Here is a 19,222-nt window from a genome sequence, read left to right on the forward strand (position 1 = left end):
TAATTTTTATCTGTTGTATATTATTTATAATTTAGTATTGCAAATTATTTATATACTAACAGATGTGTTTATGAACTTTTCAATCTCTTTCAAAAGAACACTTTATATTCTGCTTTTGTCGCTAACGTGTAGCAGTCTCAATGCCCAGGATTTTTATGTGGGATTGGGTACAAATGTTGCGGGGTTAGATTATTCTCCAGAAAATACTCCTTATAATGTCGTTGATAATACTTATCAATTAGGTTTTCAAATAGGTGCCACTATGGAGTTGAAAATCAATGGAAATATCTCTTTTTTTCCTCAAATGTATTTCACCCAAAAAAGAAAAAAGGTTAGTCAATTGATTAATATTGACCAGCAAATTATCATGCATACGATGAGTAAAGGAAACGCTTTTACAATGGATGTTCCTTTAAATATGAAGTTTGATTTTAATTTGGGAAATACAAAGTTATTTGCTCTCATAGGACCATTTATGAATTTTTATTTATTTGATTTAGGTGAATTATATATAGATGGAATTAAAGTGGATGAAGAGTTTCAAACAACTTATTTTTCAAAGGTTGATTATGGTATTAATCTAGGAATGGGAGTTCATTTACAAAGGTACTTAGTAATGCTAACCTATGACTATGCCATGGATAGAACAGTCAAAATGAATGACCCTTTTAGTGGTGAAGAATTTGAGTTTGAAAGAGATGGCGGTAATGCAATTAAACTAACAGTAGCTTATAAATTAAAAAACTAGATATCAATTTCTGGTCTGTTTGTTATGATACTTAATAAGTTAAATTTCAATCCCTCATCAATTTTTATTAGATTCGGTTACCTTAATCAATTTGAGTTAACCCTAAACATGTAGCTATAATGAAAATTGCAGTAACTGCGGCAAGTGGTCAATTAGGAACAGCAATTGTAAATGCTTTAAAAAAAGAAATTGGAGCTGAAAATGTTGTTGGAATTGTACGAACTCCCGAAAAAGCACAACACCTTGGTATTGAAATCAGAAAAGGGGATTACAATAGTCTGGGAGAATACACAGAAGCTTTGAAAGGTATTGATAAAGTACTATTGATTTCAGGTATGGGAGATCCTGAAGCAAGAATTCCTCAACATAGAAATGTAATTGAAGCTGCCAAACAAAACGGTGTGAAGAAAATTGTTTACACTAGTATTGTAGGGCAAAGTGATGGGAATTCTTTTAGTCCAATTGTGAAAAGCAACCGTCAAACCGAAGAAGATATAAAGAATTCTGGATTGGATTGGTCATTGGGGAGAAATGGAATTTATATAGAACCTGATCTTGAATACATTGAGACTTACAAAAAGGAAGGAGAGATTAGAAATTGTGCAGGGGATGGAAAATGTACTTATATAAGTAGACCTGAGTTGGGCTATGCTTACACTAAAATGCTCCTGGGAGAAGAACATAATGGTCATACTTATAATTTGGTAGGAACAGCAATCACTCAGCAAGAATTAGCTGACTTTATCAATGAGGTATACGGAACTTCAATTGCCTTTAATGGAGTGTCTGTGGAGGAATATACCGCTGAACGGAAAGGTGTATTGGGGGATTTCTTAGGGGTAGTGATTGCAGGAATCTATTCTGGAATAAAATCAGGTGCTTATGATGTTTCTTCAGATTTTGAGAAAGCAACAGGAAGACCTCCAAAGAATACATTGGAGATGATTAAAGCATACCAGAGAGAGCATTAACGGTACGTTATTAAAGATTTTTTGAGAACCCATGACTTCAATCATGGGTTTTTTCATTATATTAGTATTCTGTAGTTCATATAAAAAAGAACTAAGCGATTAAAAATGATCCAAAAGCTGAAACTCAAGAATAACTATTAAAATAATCAAACCAATGAAGAAGATTGCCATATTATACCAAGATCAACCGGCTCCAGCTATTAATGGAATAACCAAACCAATGAAAGAAGGGGGATACTCCGATAGTGGAGCAGATATAGCCTACGAGTTGTCCAAATATGGTTTTATTGTGATCACTCCTCAAGCGTCTCCTAACATTGAAAACGATTTGGATTGGGTTTTCCCAGATACCGAAGATGGAATCCTAGCAGCATTAAATAAAGGTGCAAATACCTTTTGGATGAATACTGTACTTTACAAGCATCATCCAATACACAAATTCTTTGACCGTAATATAAAACTTATTGGTCAGTTGCCTTCAGATGTGGAGTTGTTTGATGATAAATTTTATACTAACGATCTTTTGAAAAATCAAAATGTTCCAATTCCTAAAGAACAAATTCTGTCAAAAGGAAGTAATTTTCATGAAATTGAGGAAATGCAATTTCCAATGGTTGTCAAGCCTTTGAGAGGAAGGGGGAGTCAAGGTGTATCTAAAGTAGAAAATATTTCTGAGTTGAATACAGTTTTAGATGACCTGTTTAATGCAAAAAAATATGGCAGTTCAGTGTATGTAGAAGAGTTTTTGGAAGGACAGGAGATTACAATAACTGTAATGCCGGCAGGGGAATACATCATTGACCATAAAGAAGTCGAATATGTAAGGCCTTGGTGTTTGCCTGCAGTGAAAAGAATCAATCATAAGAATGGAATAGCACCTTACAGTGGAGAAGAAGCTGTTATAAAAAATAGTATGGTTTTGGAAGATGATGAGTTGTATTCTGAAGCTGTTTTCAAGATTTCTCAACTTTGTAGAAGGGCGGCAGAAATCATAGAAATAAAAGCACCAATACGCATTGATTGCAGAGCCAATAAAGAAGGAAAGTATTTTATTTTTGATATCAATATGAAACCCAATATGACTGGAGCTTCAAGACCTCATCGTATGGACCAAGATAGTTTGATTATGCTTGCAGCGCGGAAAATTGGTTGGGAATACATCGATTTACTCAAAAATATTGCGTCTCAAAGTTGGAAAGTAAAAAGTAAGGTGCTTGCATAACAAAAAAAACAGCCTCGGAATAGTTGTATTTCTCGAGGCTGGCTTTTTAAATTCTTAATTATTTATTTTCTGGAAAACCAAAAGCCTTAGGCGTTTGAGCATCGCTTTCGTATTTACCTCCATTTTCTCCAGTGAAATCTTCAAAGAAATGGTAATAAGATCCGTACAGACCATATTTATTTTCAAGATCCATTCGTTTTTTCATCCAGACTTTAAACTCCTTTGAAGCTTCTTCTTGGTTGCCAATTAAGAAGAAGTAATCATTTTTAGAGATAATATTTCCCTTCTGATCTTTTAATTCCAACTCTACATAGAATTTCTCATTTACTTTAGAAAGGACATCAGCATTTACATCTACAAATTTCTTTGCACTATTACCTTCAACATTACCAAAAGTGAACTCTTTTTCTTGAAGAACATTTCCATTGTCATCTTTAATTTTTAAAGTGGCAGATGTTTTTTTGTAATCTTCATAAAGATCATTGATCACCCAAAGCTCACCTTTGAAATTTTCATTATTAGACCATCTTCTCTTATGGAAGTTCAAGCTGATTAATGTCGGTTGATAAGCTTTTTTTACAAAATCAAAAGAACGTTTTGGTTGTTGATAGTTGTCTACAATTCCCCATTTCATATCAGGCCAATAGGTAATAAAGTGACAAAGAGCAATACCGCTTAATTCAGGTTTTTGGCGTCTGAAATATTCTATGCCATTTTGGAAAATAATACCCTGAGCGTCTTGAGATGCATTGACAAACTCTTCTAAAGAACCTTTCATTTCACTTCCAAAAACATCCCAGTTCTGCATTCTCAATCTTGTAAGATCAGCCCAGTGGTGCCCCCAACTTAAACCAGGAGTCCAAAGTTCATCTTCAGGAATGAATTTCTTCAAGCTTTCTACAGAAGGCACAGAAGTAATAGCAAATTCAGGAACGATTGGGAATTTTAGTGTTTGATACCAATCTTCGTGTAACCATTTGCCCATGTCGTAGAAGTAACGCAAGGCATGCACTGCTTCTTTACTTTTGTAACCTGCCGCTTTTGAAACATGACACGTTAAAGGAGAATCTGGGACATACGGTAGGTTAGCATAGGCTTGAAGAGAATCTCCAAGTTCTTCTAAAAAGGCTCTGCCAAATTGAGGGTCACGCGTACGGAGTAACATTTCTTCACCCCCTTCCATCATAATCAATGATGGGTGATTTCTTCTTTCCTTGATTACTTTTACAGCTTCATCAAAAATCTCAGTAAGTTGAGCTCTTTCCGTTGGAATATTCCCTGTGCCTAATGGAATCATATCTTGCCAAACCGTGATTCCCATTTCATCACAGTACTGATAGAATTCAGGGATTTCAGGTGGGTGCCATCCAAAAATTCTAATATTATTCATATTGGCTTCTTTTGCTAAACGGATCAACTCTTTATATTCATCTAGAGAAGTTCTTCCTACAAAAATATCTGGAGGTCCACCCCAACATGCAGATCGGATAAAGTGGAATTTACCATTGATATAAGTAGATCGAGGAAAACTTACATCCACATCTTTTTTAAATCCAGGGTTCCATTTCGAAGTAACTTCTCGAATACCAAAAGTGATGGCATTGAAATCATGGTTACTTTCTTTTTCTTTTAATGTAATTTTCGCTTCGTATAAATTTGGTTTACCCAAGTCCCAAGGCCACCACAATTGAGGTTTTTTGAGATGAATGGTCTTTGTGATTTTATGAACACCAGGCTTTACGTCTTCATCAAAAGCAATTTTGATTTCCTTGCTTTCAAAGTTTTTACCTTGTAATGAAGTGACAAATGACATTTTCTTCGTTTTATTAGAAGTGTTTTCAACACTCATTTCTAATGAAACATCTGCAGTGCCGTCTTTATTGATTTTATTGTTTGCGTAAACATCTTTGAAACGCACTGAACCCGTTCTGATCATTTTAACAGAGCGGCTGATGCCAAATGGAATCAAGTCTCTCCAATAATCTCCAAACCAAGGTGTCTTCTTACCTGCCACACTTGCATTGACTTGTGGAGGAGGGGCAAGTTTAATCACCAACATATTTCTAGCTTTTAGAAAATCATATTTGTGAATTCTTAAATATTCATTGACATTAAATCTAAAAGAAGAAAAAGCACCTTCATGTTTACCTAGGTAATGACCGTTGAGCCATACTTCACAGCTATAGTCAACACCTTCAAATAAAATATCTACGACTTGATCTTCAATTGCCTCTGTCACATTAAATTGATGAGCATACCACCATTCATATTGTTGTACCCACTGAGCTTTGACGCTATTTCTGCCAAAATAAGGGTCTTCAATTATTCCAGCTTTCCATAGATCAGTATAGACATCACCTGGAACTTTAGCATTGTTCCATACCAACGTTTCTATATCTTCAGGTGGAATTTTATGTAGTCCATGCTTTACACCTTCACCAGGAAGCATCATTTTCATTTTCCATCTATAGCCATCTAAAGAGCGTACAGCTTGTTCATTTTGTTCGTGAGGTGTTGTTGTATTGGGTTGAGACCAACTATAAGTGAAGGTCAGAATCCCTAATAACACCATAAATAATCTTTTCATTTCAATTATAAGGTTGATGCGTTTAGATTGTTTTAAAAGTTTCTGGACTTTTTCAGCCCAGGCATTTATTGTATTTGATTGTGATTCAAAACTCATCAATTGTGTTCTTAAAGGCTATTTTTAGCTATAGACAGGGTATAGACAATGCCTTTTTGGGTATAGACTGAAAGTAGACATGAGAAATACTAGCCAATATTCCTTATAGAGGATGATAATGTGTTTGTAGGTAATCCTCATTAGTGAGCAAATTACGTTGTTTTAATAGTTGAAGGAGGTAATAAATAGTGGTGTAATATAATGATATTGAAAATGAGGTAGATAGATAATTTGCTTTAATCTTATTTAAACTAATTTTAAATAATATTTGGATTAAATCTAAATAAAGAATAATTTTGCTCACGTTAATTTCAACTATTAGTAAATTTTTTCACATCCATAAAAAATGAAAATCTATTCTTCTTTAACTAACAAATTTGCTACAGCGGCTCTTTTAGTTTCAACTTTATTTTCTTGTTCAGAAACTGAAGAAATTATTAATGATTTAGATCCAGGGTTTGACGTACCTACTACTTACGCTTTTGATAATGTAGATTACTCAGGTCAAACTGCTAGAATCCAAATGTTGGACTCTTTGGAAAGATATATTAAGTTAGGAAATGATGGCACTACAAACTTGGAAGAGTCTGTAATGAAATCAATTTTCTCTAATGAATCAGGAACTTTATTTGACTCTTCTAAAGATTTAGAAAGCAAGACTTATGATGATGCAGGTTTAACTGTGAATGTAAAAGCAGAAGTATATGAATACTTCAAAAGTGCAGAAGCTGCTTCAGGTAATGTCGCAAACATCTATGAAGGTCGTTTATTTGATGCAGAAGGTCACGAACCTGCACAAATGGTTGCTAAAGGTCTAATGGGAGCTACTTTATACTACCAAGCAGTTTCTTACTATTTATCAGATGAAAAATTAGATGCTGATAACGAGGAGATTACTGAAGGTAAAGGAACAGCAATGGAGCATTACTGGGATGAGGCATTCGGTTATTTTGGAGCAGCGGTTGATTATTCAGTAAATTCTGATGCAACAAACTGGTACTGGGCGAAATATGCTAAATCACGTGCAGGTGTTTATGATGTTTCAGGTGATATTTTCAACGCATTTTTAACAGGTCGTGCAGCTATTACAGCTAAAAATTATGATGTAAGAGATGCTCAGCGTGATATTATCGTTGCGAAATGGGAAGAGTTAGTAGCAATCAACGTTATTCATTACTTAAATGCAGTACTTTCAGATACAAATGAAGGTGACAGAATGCATCACTGGTCTGAAGCATTAGCTTTTGCATGGTGTTTACAGTACAATGCATCAAAGACAATCACAGACGATAACTTAGTTAAAGTTATTACAGCACACGGTAACAACGTTGATGAGTTGACAACTGAGAATATTATTGAGATTAAAGGTATTCTTCAATCAACTTATGGCTTCACAACTGAGGTAGTTAACAGTTTATAATATATCTTTGCACCCTCAAACCAATTTACAAATTGGTTTGAGGGCAATTTCATTCATTTCACTTCTGAAGTTTATTATGAAACTATTCAAATTTTTTATCACTATTATCCCTGTTCTTGTTTTCTTTTCATGTTCTGAAGAAAATCAAAACATTGAGCTTGACTTCTCACAAACTGACATGTTAGGCAATTATGCCAACAACATTATAAAACCTTCAATTAGCGATTATCAAACTTCAGTTACGACACTTGATGAAAAAGTAAAAGCATTTGTCAGTAACCCAACAGAAGAAACTTATGATGCCGCAGGTTCAGCATTTATAAATGCTTATCAGAACTGGGCAACAATCAATGCGTTCCAATATGGTCCGGCATTAGAAAATGCTTTTTTAACTTCCTCAAATACTTTCCCAACCAATTATACTGAGTTGGAAGCTGATATTGAAGCTGAAAAATTAAACTTAGGAGCGGTTACAGCCAATAACAAAAAAGGACTGCCAGCAGTTGATTATCTTTTATTCAAGGATGACAAAACAACAGTGATTGAGGCTTTCAAAGCGAATGCATTTAGAGGTGAATACTTAAATGCAGTGGTAACTGATCTATTAACAAAGGCCACATATGTAAATGATGCTTGGGCTGGTGATTACGCTTCTACTTTTGCTGTGAATGAAGGAAACGATCCTAGTAGTTCTCTTTCTTACATAGTGAATGAATACAACAAAGCTTTTGAAAGGTGTAAAAATCAAAGGGTAGGATATCCTTTGGGTAAGAACTCACTTTCTGGAAAGTCAAGTCCTTTATCTGTGGAAGCTTATTACGGGGCAAATTCTTTAGATCTTTTGAGAAGAAATATTACAACTTTAGAAAACGTCTTTAAAGGATACGATGGAGTGGGGCTAGACGATTATTTGACAGCTTATTATAATACAGGTTCAATCCAAGAAGATTTATCAGCAAAAATATTAAATCAGTTTGCAGTGATTAATCAAAAATTGGACAACTGTCAAAATCCTTTTTCAAATCACATTGAAGCACAAGATCAAACAGTAGAAGAATTATATACAGAAATGTCGAAGTTAGTAGTAATGATCAAGTCGGAAATGCCTTCTGCTTTATCAGTGAAAATTACTTACCAAGACTCGGATGGAGATTAGAGCATGGGGTACTTTAATAAATTAGTCAACAAACAAACCTCGATTGCACCCTTGGTTGTCTTCCGAATGATATTCGGTATTATGATGGCCTTGAGTGCAGTCCGTTTTTGGGTGAACGGTTGGATTGATAGTCAATTCGTTCAACCCAAATTCTTTTTTCATTACTTTGGTTTCTCTTGGGTAGAACCGTTAGGTGAGACAGGAATGTATTGCATTTTTATTATAATGATAGTTAGTGCAGTAGGTATAGCTTTGGGAGCTTTCTATAGAATCTCTTCGGTGCTATACTTTCTTACGTTTACCTATGTGGAGTTAATAGACCTTACAAATTACTTGAATCATTATTACTTTGTCAGTTTGATGGCGTTTATAATGATTTTCTTGCCTGCACACAGAAGGTTTTCTGTAGATGTGTACCGTAATCCTGAAACCTATCGGAAATATGTTTCAGCATGGACTATTAATATTGTAAGACTACAATTAGGTATCGTATATTTTTATGCCGGAATAGCAAAGATCAATGCAGATTGGTTATTGAAAGCACAACCTTTAAGATTATGGTTGGCCTCAAGAGCTGATCTATTTTTGGTTGGGCCATTATTGAAATACAAATGGGTGGCTTTTGCTTTTAGCTGGATTGGGTGTATCTATGATTTATGTATTCCTTTCCTTCTGTCAATAAAAAAATACAGAGGTTTTGCCTACTTCCTAGTGGTTGCGTTCCACATTATGACGGCAGCTTTATTCCCTATTGGAATGTTCCCATATATTATGGTTCTTAGTACTTTGATCTTTTTCTCAGACAAGTTTCATGAAAATATTATTCTTTTTCTGAGTAGATTTTTCAGTTCAGAAAATTTAGCTGTACAAGTAAAAAGAGGACGGATTAATTCAATTCCTCAGCAGATTATACGTTTTTGCTTTGCTGTATTTATTTTGCTTCAATTGATATTTCCTTTTCGATATGCCCTTTATAAGGGAAATCTATTTTGGACAGAACAAGGATTCCGTTTCTCTTGGAGAGTGATGTTGATGGAAAAGTCTGGAGCAGCAACATTTTATGTGTTGAATCCTGAGACAAATCATAAAATAGAGGTCAATAACAGAGATTACTTAACACCTCTGCAAGAAAAAATGATGGCTACACAGCCGGATATGATTATTCAGTATGCACATTATTTACAAAGTGTTTTTAAAGATAAAGGGGTTAAAAACCCTAAGGTTTATATAGATTCTTATGTTTCTCTTAATGGAAGAGCAAGTAAGCCCTACATAGACCCAACAATAGATTTAACGAAGTTGGAGGATTCTTTCGCTCCTAAAACATGGATACTTCCCTTTAAGGGATAATTTTTATGACAAGGTTTTTATTCATTACTCTACTATTCATTTCATCACTGACTTCTTTTTCACAATCAGTTAGCGGTAAGTTGATACAATTTGATTCTCAAGAATCCATTGAAGGTGCAGATGTTTACATCAAAAACACCAATATCAAAGTGAAATCTGATAAAAAAGGAAATTACATTATTTCGAATTTACAGAAAGGTAAAGTGTATACAATTGGTGTTTTCAAATATGGATTGACACCAATGGAAAAAGACATCAAGATTACTTCTCAAAGGCAGGAGTTGAATTTTACAATGAGAGTGATTGAGAAGGTATTGGATGAGGTAGATGTAATTGATTTGACCGAAACAGCAGAAATTACAAGACTCGAAGCAGTAGAAGGAACTTCCATTTATGAAGGGAAAAAAAGTGAGGTGATTCAAATTGATAACCTTACTGCCAACTTAGCAACAAATAATTCAAGACAAGTTTACAATAGAGTGCCAGGTTTAAATATTTGGGAGAGTGATGGAGCAGGTATTCAGTTGGGTATTGGAGGAAGAGGCTTGAGTCCAGATAGAACCTCCAATTTTAATACTAGACAAAATGGGTATGATATTGCAGCCGATGCACTGGGTTATCCGGAGAGTTATTACACACCACCGTTAGAAGCTGTTGATGAGGTTCAGATTGTAAGAGGCGCTGCATCTTTACAATATGGAACACAGTTTGGAGGTTTGCTGAATTTCAAAATGAAGAAAGGTCCCGCTAACAAGCCTTTTGAATTTGTCACTCGTCAAACTGTTGGATCATTTGGCCTTTTTAATTCCTTCAACAGTATTGGAGGAGAAAAGGGGAAAGTGAACTATTATGCATTGTATCAATATAAAGGTGGAGACGGCTGGAGACCTAATTCAGGTTTTGATGTAAACACGGTTTACACAGCAGTTGACGTGGATGTGAGTGAGCGTTTCAAAGTCGGTTTTGAATTCACACATATGGATTATTTGGCACAACAGCCAGGAGGTCTAACAGATGAAGAATTTGAAAGAGATCCTAGAGCTTCCTATACTGATAAAAACTGGTTTAAGGTGAATTGGAATGTTGCAGCGGTTGATCTACAATATAGAATCAGTAATAGTGCAAAAATTGAAATGAAAAATTTTGGACTTTTTGCGAGTAGAGATGCTTTGGGTTTGAACTTGAATAAAGAAAATCCTTATGCTGAGCCTCGCTTGCTGGTTGCTGATAAATTTAGAAATGTTGGTTCAGAAATCAGGTATTTACAGCATTATAGTTTAAATAACAGACCGTCGGTTTTTGTAATAGGTTCAAGAGTTTATTACGGTAATGATGATAAAAAGCAAGGTGATGCTTCTGACGGAAGGGATGCAGACTTTAATTTTTCTCATCCTGATTCATTACTTTCAGATCATCAATTTAAAATTAAAAATTACGCGTTCTTCGTTGAAAATATCTTCCAAATTACTGATAAATTCAGTGTTACACCAGGTGTTAGATTTGAGTTGATAGAAACTTCAGGAGAGGGGTATTATCAAAAGACATTCTTTGAGGTGGGAGATGATGGATTGATCCAAGAAATTACACAAGCAGAACCTGATACGATTAATAACAACAGATCAATCTTGATTGCAGGAATTGGGCTAAGCTATAAACTCAAAGAAAATTTAGAGATTTACGGTAATATTTCACAAAATTACAGAGCAATCACCTATTCAGATTTACGATCATTGAATTCTAATGTTCGAATTGATCCAGATATGAAAGATGAAAGAGGGTACTCGGCAGATATCGGATTGAGAGGGAAAACAGATTTCCTTAATTTCGATGTTAGTGGATTTTACCTTAGATATAACGATAAAATTGGTTTAGCCAACCCAGCCAATCCAATTCGTACAAATATTGCAGATGCTTATACAGTAGGAGTTGAAGCGTATGGCGAGTTAAATATTATGCACTTTATTAACCGTTATGCTCAGTATCATTTAAACCTGTTTGGTAATGTATCCTTCATTCAAGGAAAATACATCTCTGAAGATAGAGTATATGATGGAAATGACGTAGAACTTATTCCGCCTTATAACATTAAAGCAGGAATTAACACTGGATATAAAAACTTTAATTTGTCGCTTCAATATACTAAAGTAGATAAGCAATACACAGACGCAGCAAATACAGAAAAACCACTACCTGATGCAGTATATGGACCTGTACCAGCTTATTATGTTATGGACTTATCAATGAAGTATAATTATAAGTGGTTTGGGATTGAGACAGGTGTAAATAACCTGACCGATAATATGTATTTTACACGTAGAGCAACAGGTTATCCAGGACCTGGAATTATACCAGCTGATGGTAGAAACTATTATTTTACGTTTCAGTTTAAGATCTAAGATAAGAAACATCTTTTCGGCTTTTCGTTATATTCCATAGATTATTTTGTCTATTTTCTTGGAAGCTATTAAGTTTATGATAAATTTGTGATACGTAAAGTGAGAACTTATTCATTTATCTTATCATTGGAAGCTTATTTGAAATCATCACTTTATGTATGATTACGCTCAAATAAAGCATTTAGGCAATTTCTAATTTACCTCAATTAATTTTAAACAATGGCGAAAAGTATTGACGAAACTAAATTACAGCGAATAAAAGAAGCGACAATTGAAATGGTCGTAAGCAAAGGTTATGGAGGGGCATCAGTTTCGTCTATTGCTAAAAAAGCCCAAGTAGCAGATGGGTATTTATACAGACATTACCCTAGCAAGGCTGCTTTAGTACAGGCACTATATTCATCAAACATTGAATATTTCAGAAATATCATTTTTAAACATATGGAAGAAAAGGAATCTTTGGAAGAAGTGATCCTTCATTTCTGTATTGAGATATTTACTTTAGCCAATGACAATCCTTCAAGAGCAAAATTCATCAATATGCTGATGAACGATTATACTTTCTTAATGTCAAAAGAAATGACGCTCAAAATTCCAGAATCTTCAAAAGCTATGGTACAAAGAGGATATGATACGGGAGAGGTAGACCAAAATATTAACGTGGAAATGTTTAATGCAGTTTTTCCAGCTATCCCAATTCAGTACGCTTCATCTAGAGCAACTGGGGTTTTTAGTCATGATAGATTAGTGGAGGATGATGCGAGAATTGTAACGACTTTATGTATGAAAGCATTAAAGTAAGACAGAAATAAATTTTTTAGTGAGGAAGGTCATCTTTTTAAAAAGGGGGCCTTTTTTGCATTTCTAGGTATTTATATAATATTTGATTGTAATATTTAAAGAAATTGAGAAAGATGGTAATTGAATGTTATTATTTTCTAATTTCTATTCTTGTTTTTAAAACAAAAGTTATAAATTTGAACATGTTTTTCTCAAGAAAAACGACAAAAATAAAACAAAGTGCAGAGTGATTAGTGTTGTGAGAAGAGGTTTTATTTTTCTGAATTTGAATTATTGTATGGGAGTAGTAGCCCATACTTTTATATTACTGAAGGTTAGAGGGACTAGTTTTACTTTGTTCCTCTTTTTTCATTAATACCAATTTTTTTAATGGTAAATCACTAAATAACGATGAATAAATTAATACTGACCATTTTTTTTTCACTCCCCTTTTTTTACAATGTGAATGGTCAAAGCATCCAGCAAATTCAAAAATCATTTAATCAATATTTAGAAAAAGCGAAATTAGGTGAATATCGTTTTCAACCTGATTCTTCTGCGGTTTTGGATACGCTATCTTTCTCAAAAAAGGCAGGTAAGATCTATTATTTTCTAAGTAAGCATTGGGAATATTCTCCAATAAGAATAGATGACCTTGCTTCAATAGAGAAAAATGTCAGAGAAAACCTTGGAGAAAACTACAATAGATATGATTTAATTTTCTTTGTGGGTAAATCCAATAACAACGACTTTCAGAAATTATCTAAGAAAAATAAATGGCCAATTGTACCTAAATATTATCTAAAAGATTTAGTGCCGAATTATTATAGAAGTACACATCCATTAGATCAAGAACGCCAGTTAATCAAAAAAGACTCAATCCCTTCAATCCATGTTATGAGGGTAGATAACAATGAAAAAGAAGTAATCCAAAATGGGCTTTTAGGTAATCATTTGGCCATTTGGAATAGTCATGGACTGTATTATGAAAATTCCTTGAAGAGATGGGAATGGCAACGAGCAAGGTTGTTTCAAACTGTAGAAGATTTACTGCCTACTGCTTTTGTGCTACCTTATTTAGTGCCAATGTTAGAAAATGCAGGAGCCAATGTTTACCTTCCAAGAGAAAGAGCTATCCAATCGAAATTATTGGTGATTGACAATGATGGTGAAAGAGAAGGATACGAGGAAAACAAAAATGTTGTGGCAGGGGCAACAGGTTTTAAGCATAAATTATTTTACAACGACCATGAAAATCCTTTTGAGTTAGGAACATCAAGAAAAATAAAAGCAACAAGTAAGAAGAATCAGATTGCTTTTTCATGGAAAACAAATAAACAATTAAAAGGAGAATACGCTGTATATGTATCTTATGGTTCCAATGAGTTACCTGTAGAAGATGCGCATTACTTTGTAAAACATAAAAAGCAGAAAACATCCTTTATTGTCAATCAAAAGATGGGGCAGAAGACTTGGGTGTACTTAGGTACTTTTGAGTTTGATGGGTCTGAAGAGGAAGGCGTGTATTTAACATCTTACTCTAAAACAAAAGGAAATTATATCTCTGCAGATGCCGTTCGTTTTGGAGGTGGACTAGGGAATATTGTTCGGGAAGGGGCTTCAAGCCAACGAGCAAGATATACTGAAGGGGCGAGGTATAATTTGCAATATTCAGGTGCTCCTGAACATGTTTATTCATTGAATGAAGGGAAAAATGATTATAAAGACGACTATCAATCCAGAGGTGAGTGGGTGAACTGGTTGACAGGTGCTTCATTTGCAAAGCACCCTAAAGTGAAGAATAGTGGTCTTGGTATTCCAATTGATTTAGCTCTTGCTCTTCATACAGATGCAGGTGTATCTAAATCGGATACAACAGTGGGTACATTGGCAATCTATAGTACCACAAATATGGACAAAGGAGTTTATTTTGAAGATGGACAATCTAGATTGACAAGTAGAGATTTGGCAGATATTGTGCAGACACAGATTGTAGAAGACGCTAGAGTATTACATGATTCTATTTGGAATAGGAGATCAATGTGGGATAAAAGGTACAGTGAGGCTGTTTATCCAGACGTTCCAAGTGTTCTGATTGAATTACTCTCACATCAGAATTTCAAAGATATGTGGTTTGCATTAGATCCCGTTTTTAGGTTTGATGTTAGCCGTTCCATTTATAAAGGAATTCTTAAGTATATTGCATTCCAGGAAAACAGAGCATACACCATACAGCCTCTTCCACCTACTCATTTTTCAGTTTCACTCAAAAGTAACCATGCACATTTAAGCTGGAAGCCAAAACTTGATAAATTAGAAGAAACTGCTGTTCCAGCCTTTTATAAACTTTATACCAATGTAGATGATCAAGGATGGGACAATGGTCAGGTCGTCAAAGATTCAATAATCGTACTTCCAATTCAAAAGGAGCACTTTTATAGCTTTAAAGTAACAGCCGTTAATAGTGGTGGAGAAAGCTTTCCAACTGAAGAGTTAAGTATGGCGGACTTTGGAAATTCACCTATTTTAATTGTAAATGCATTTGATAGACTTTCATCTCCCGGTTTTATATATACACCAAGTTATGCAGGATTCAATCATCTTGACCAAGGAGTGGCGGATCATAAGGATCTGTCTTATATAGGTGAACAATATGATTTTAATCCTAATTCTCCATGGCTTGATGATGATGCACCTGGTTTTGGTGCTTCTTTTGGTGATAAAGAAACTACAATCATTAAAGGCAATACATTCAACTATCCAGCTGTTCATGGTAAAGCGTTTTATTATTTAAAACGTTCATTTGTGTCTTGTAATCAAACTGCCATGGAAAATGGATCAATTAAACTAGAAGATTATTTCGCAGTTGATATTCTTTTAGGTGAACAGAAAAATGTGGATTTACATCAATGGGGAAAGAAGACCAAGTTTACTTTATTGTCAAAGAATTTAAGGTCTGAAATTGAAAACTTCCTGAATCAGGGGGGTAAGCTCCTTATTAGCGGTGCTCACTTAGGTTCAAGTTTGTTTTTTGAGGAAGATGGATTACCCAAAGGAAGAAAACATCAAGATGTACTTTTTGCAAAGAATGTACTGCATATGATCGGTAGAACTAATCAGGCAGATAGAATTGGTGAAGTGCATAGTGTAGATAAACTATTTTCAAATTTGAATGGAGTGAAATATTCTAAAACAGATGATGGAGAAATCTATAGAGTAGAGTCGCCAGATGCTATAGAACCTTGGGGTAAAGGAGGGAAGCAAATTGGTAGATATTCAAGCAATCAAAAAGGAGCAGGAATATGTTTTTCAGATGGTAAAAAGAAAATAATAGCATTAGGATTTCCTTTTGAAGCTATACTTACTGAACAAAAAAGAATAGAAGTAATGGAGGACTTTTTAAAGTTTTTCAGCTCTGTTCAATAGGTGTTTTATAATAGTTATATGTTAAAATGTTGGTTTTGAATTGTTTGTGTCTTAATTATGCACAAAAAGGTTAAGATTCTGAAAAATCTACTCCTTCATTGCAGTTCTGTACGTATTATGTAAATGAACAAAGACAAAATATAAAGTCTTAGGAACGTAATGGTTCTTTTCACTTTATAAACTAAACGGTTGTGTAAACAACTGCATATAACTGACAAACTGCAAAAAGGCCTCATAAGTTGAGGCTTTTTTTATGTTTAATTTTTAGAAGAAAAATCGGGGTAGTATCTTCACAATTATTTTTTAATTAGTACATATATCATGGAGAAGATTCTTATCAAAAACGCACAAATTGTCAATGAAGGGTCCATCTTTAAATCTGATGTTAGGGTTGTAGATGGTAAAATCGAAAAGATTGAAACTTCATTGGAAGCACAAACAGACGAAAAGGTTATAAATGCGGAAGGTAAATATCTTCTTCCTGGCTTGATTGATGATCAAGTACACTTCAGAGAACCAGGCTTGACTCAGAAGGCAAACATAGAAACTGAATCAAGAGCGGCAGTTTCAGGTGGTGTAACTTCATTTATGGAGATGCCGAATACTAAGCCTCCAACTGTAACTATTGAAAAGTTAGAAGAGAAATATGAGATTGCTTCAAGAACGTCTTTAGCTAATTATTCATTCTACATCGGAGCTTCTAATGATAACTTAGAAGAGGTGTTGAAAGCAGATCCTAAACATGTTTGTGGTATCAAAGTATTTATGGGGTCTTCAACAGGAAATATGCTTGTTGATAACGAAGAGACATTAGCTAACTTATTCAAGAATGCTCAGATGATTATTGCTTCTCATTGTGAAGATGATCCAATGATTGCTGAGAATTTGGAGAAGTATATAGAAAAGTATGGAGAGGACATTCCTATGGAATGCCATCCTGAAATCAGAAGTGCTGAAGCTTGTTACTCTTCTTCATCAAAAGCTGTGGCATTGGCTAGAAAGCATGGAGCAAGATTGCATATCCTTCATATTTCAACAGCAAAAGAGTTAGAGTTATTTGATAATGATATTCCATTAAAAGATAAGAAAATTACTTCAGAGGCGTGTGTGCATCATATGTGGTTCTCAGATGAGGATTACAAAGAGAAGGGAGCATTCATCAAATGGAATCCAGCTGTGAAAACAAAAGAGGATGGAGCTGGAATTCTTTCAGGTGTTTTAAATGATAAAATTGATGTAATTGCTACAGATCATGCTCCTCATACATTAGAAGAAAAATCAAATAAGTATACTTCTGCACCTTCTGGTGGTCCTTTAGTACAGCATTCTTTACAAGTATTATTGGATTTCTATAAAGATGGTAAGATTTCTTTAGAGAAGATTGTAGAGAAAGCATGTCATAACCCAGCTATTTTATTTGAGGTAGAAAATAGAGGTTATGTAAGAGAAGGATATTGGGCAGATTTAGTCCTTGTTGATCTTGATGCTCCTCAGAAAGTTGAAAAGTCTAATATCAACTATAAATGTGGATGGTCTCCGTTTGAAGGACATACATTTGCTTCTACAGTTACACATACTATCGTTTCAGGGCACTTAGCTTATGAAAATGGAGCGTTCCATGAAGATGTGAAAGGTAAGCGTTTAACGTTTGATAGATAATTATTTTTACAAATTACCGTAAAAAGGTAGTTTGGAGATAAAAGAGATAGTTTTGATTGTATTACTATCTCTTTTTTTTTAATTTTTTGTGGCTGATTTACAGTTGATTTTGTGTTGTTGAATTTTGTTTACGTAAAATAATGCTGTTTTTCTAAACTATTTTTCTACCTTTGCACAGCAAAAAACAAATGGCGATCGTAGCTCAGTTGGTTAGAGCACCGGTTTGTGGTTCCGGGGGCCGTGGGTTCGAATCCCATCGTTCGCCCAAAAGCTTTCAAGAAATTGAAAGCTTTTTTTGTGAATACCAAATTATAATAATGTAATTAGGTGATTTACAGATTTATGATATAATTAATGACTTATTTTCGAAATAATGTTTGGAATTATCTAACTTTTAATTGTATCTTTGCACAGCAATAAAGCAAATGGCGATCGTAGCTCAGTTGGTTAGAGCACCGGTTTGTGGTTCCGGGGGCCGTGGGTTCGAATCCCATCGTTCGCCCAAAGTTTTCAAGAAATTGAAAGCTCTTTTGTGATTGTAAAATTAAAATAATGTAATTCTATGGTTTGTAGTTGATTGGTTTTATTTTAATTTTATTCACAAAATATTATTTGTGTAATTAGATGTTTAAATCATATCTTTGCACAGCAAAAAACAAATGGCGATCGTAGCTCAGTTGGTTAGAGCACCGGTTTGTGGTTCCGGGGGCCGTGGGTTCGAATCCCATCGTTCGCCCAAAAGCTTTCAAGAAATTGAAAGCTTTTTTTATGCCCAATTTTTAATACAGTTAAAAAATATAACCTCTTTCTTTTGATTGAAATTAAAAGAGTATGGTTAAGTTTAGGCATAAAAAAAGGCAAATGAATTGCCTTTTCTTTTAGTTGATAAATTTTTTAATGAATATATAGCATTTTTAACTTGCTATTTGGTGTTTTTTGTCGCTCATAATGATAGAGATATTCAACTCCACATCTTCAGCCATTGTTTCAATGTCTTCGTATAAGTCATCATCATTTTCAAACACATACCATTTTATTGATATGATTTTGTTTTCGTGAGTCCATTCTTTTAAAGTAGTTAGAATGTCAAAGATACCTTTTGATGATGGAGTATTAAAGTAGTTGACACCAAAAGTTAAAGAAAAAGCATTGTTTTCTTCTAAATACTCATTAATCCAATTCGTTACTTCTCTATACAAGTAAAATGCGTTTTCATGGAAAGAAGCTCCAGTGATTTCTCCTTTGCCATTATCCGCGTTCAGAAAGATTTGCGGTATTTGCTTATTTTGAGAAGTTGCGTTAATAGATAGATTTTCCATTGAGATAGTTATGTTAGTCATACAATCGGAATACACAATTCAATGATTACCATTGAGTTATTAACAATGATAATGTAAAACCTACACTTATA

The 19,222-nt window shown here is 34.3% G+C and carries 12 protein-coding genes and 3 tRNA genes; 13 read left to right on the forward strand and 2 right to left on the reverse strand.

Features of this window, described 5'->3' with window-relative positions; genetic code table 11:
• Positions 1 to 70 precede the first annotated feature (70 nt).
• From AVL50_RS19430 to AVL50_RS19440, 3 genes are all read left to right on the forward strand, one after another.
• The gene (locus AVL50_RS19430) at positions 71 to 748 is read left to right on the forward strand and encodes an outer membrane beta-barrel protein (protein WP_082795924.1); all 678 of its coding nucleotides are present in this window, start codon (positions 71 to 73) and stop codon (positions 746 to 748) included.
• Positions 749 to 867: 119 nt separating this feature from the next.
• Positions 868 to 1,719 carry an SDR family oxidoreductase gene (locus tag AVL50_RS19435; protein WP_062618154.1) on the forward strand — a complete coding sequence of 284 codons (852 nt, stop codon included), beginning with the start codon at positions 868 to 870 and terminating at the stop codon, positions 1,717 to 1,719.
• A gap of 154 nt (positions 1,720 to 1,873) precedes the next feature.
• Positions 1,874 to 2,941: an ATP-grasp domain-containing protein gene (locus AVL50_RS19440; RefSeq protein ID WP_062618155.1), complete on the forward strand. Its 1,068-nt coding sequence runs from the start codon at positions 1,874 to 1,876 to the stop codon at positions 2,939 to 2,941.
• Positions 2,942 to 2,999: 58 nt separating this feature from the next.
• Here AVL50_RS19440 and AVL50_RS19445 read toward each other — a convergent pair whose 3' ends face one another.
• Positions 3,000 to 5,528: a glycoside hydrolase family 2 protein gene (locus AVL50_RS19445; RefSeq protein ID WP_157491452.1), complete on the reverse strand. Its 2,529-nt coding sequence runs from the start codon at positions 5,526 to 5,528 to the stop codon at positions 3,000 to 3,002.
• A 442-nt stretch (positions 5,529 to 5,970) separates the two neighbouring features.
• Here AVL50_RS19445 and AVL50_RS19450 point away from each other — a divergent pair, with 442 nt between their 5' ends.
• The 10 genes from AVL50_RS19450 to AVL50_RS19495 all read left to right on the forward strand — a co-directional run bounded on the left by AVL50_RS19450 (position 5,971) and on the right by AVL50_RS19495 (position 18,547).
• Positions 5,971 to 7,044: a DUF4856 domain-containing protein gene (locus AVL50_RS19450; protein WP_062618156.1), complete on the forward strand. Its 1,074-nt coding sequence runs from the start codon at positions 5,971 to 5,973 to the stop codon at positions 7,042 to 7,044.
• A 76-nt stretch (positions 7,045 to 7,120) separates the two neighbouring features.
• A complete protein-coding gene (locus tag AVL50_RS19455; RefSeq protein WP_062618157.1) occupies positions 7,121 to 8,200 on the forward strand; it encodes an imelysin family protein in 1,080 nt (359 codons plus the stop codon).
• A 3-nt stretch (positions 8,201 to 8,203) separates the two neighbouring features.
• Positions 8,204 to 9,550 carry an HTTM domain-containing protein gene (locus AVL50_RS19460; RefSeq protein WP_062618158.1) on the forward strand — a complete coding sequence of 449 codons (1,347 nt, stop codon included), beginning with the start codon at positions 8,204 to 8,206 and terminating at the stop codon, positions 9,548 to 9,550.
• A gap of 5 nt (positions 9,551 to 9,555) precedes the next feature.
• Positions 9,556 to 11,946 carry a TonB-dependent receptor domain-containing protein gene (locus tag AVL50_RS19465; protein ID WP_062618159.1) on the forward strand — a complete coding sequence of 797 codons (2,391 nt, stop codon included), beginning with the start codon at positions 9,556 to 9,558 and terminating at the stop codon, positions 11,944 to 11,946.
• Between the two features lie 219 nt (positions 11,947 to 12,165).
• Positions 12,166 to 12,747, forward strand: a complete 582-nt coding sequence (locus tag AVL50_RS19470) for a TetR/AcrR family transcriptional regulator (RefSeq protein ID WP_062618160.1) — start codon at positions 12,166 to 12,168, stop codon at positions 12,745 to 12,747.
• Between the two features lie 390 nt (positions 12,748 to 13,137).
• Positions 13,138 to 16,152, forward strand: a complete 3,015-nt coding sequence (locus tag AVL50_RS19475; protein ID WP_062618161.1) for an N-acetylmuramoyl-L-alanine amidase — start codon at positions 13,138 to 13,140, stop codon at positions 16,150 to 16,152.
• A gap of 321 nt (positions 16,153 to 16,473) precedes the next feature.
• Positions 16,474 to 17,811 (forward strand): dihydroorotase, encoded by a 1,338-nt coding sequence (locus AVL50_RS19480; RefSeq protein WP_062618162.1) that lies wholly within the window; start codon positions 16,474 to 16,476, stop codon positions 17,809 to 17,811.
• A gap of 191 nt (positions 17,812 to 18,002) precedes the next feature.
• Positions 18,003 to 18,076, forward strand: a tRNA-His gene (locus AVL50_RS19485).
• Between the two features lie 163 nt (positions 18,077 to 18,239).
• A tRNA-His gene (locus AVL50_RS19490) sits at positions 18,240 to 18,313 on the forward strand.
• A 160-nt stretch (positions 18,314 to 18,473) separates the two neighbouring features.
• Positions 18,474 to 18,547: transfer RNA gene (locus AVL50_RS19495), tRNA-His, on the forward strand.
• 178 nt (positions 18,548 to 18,725) lie between these two features.
• Here the strand turns inward: AVL50_RS19495 and AVL50_RS19500 are convergent.
• Positions 18,726 to 19,130, reverse strand: a complete 405-nt coding sequence (locus tag AVL50_RS19500) for a DUF1987 domain-containing protein (protein WP_062618163.1) — start codon at positions 19,128 to 19,130, stop codon at positions 18,726 to 18,728.
• Positions 19,131 to 19,222 lie beyond the last annotated feature (92 nt).

The sequence above is a fragment of the Flammeovirga sp. SJP92 genome (genome assembly GCF_001583495.1).
In the GTDB taxonomy this organism is placed as follows: Bacteria; Bacteroidota; Bacteroidia; order Cytophagales; family Flammeovirgaceae; genus Flammeovirga.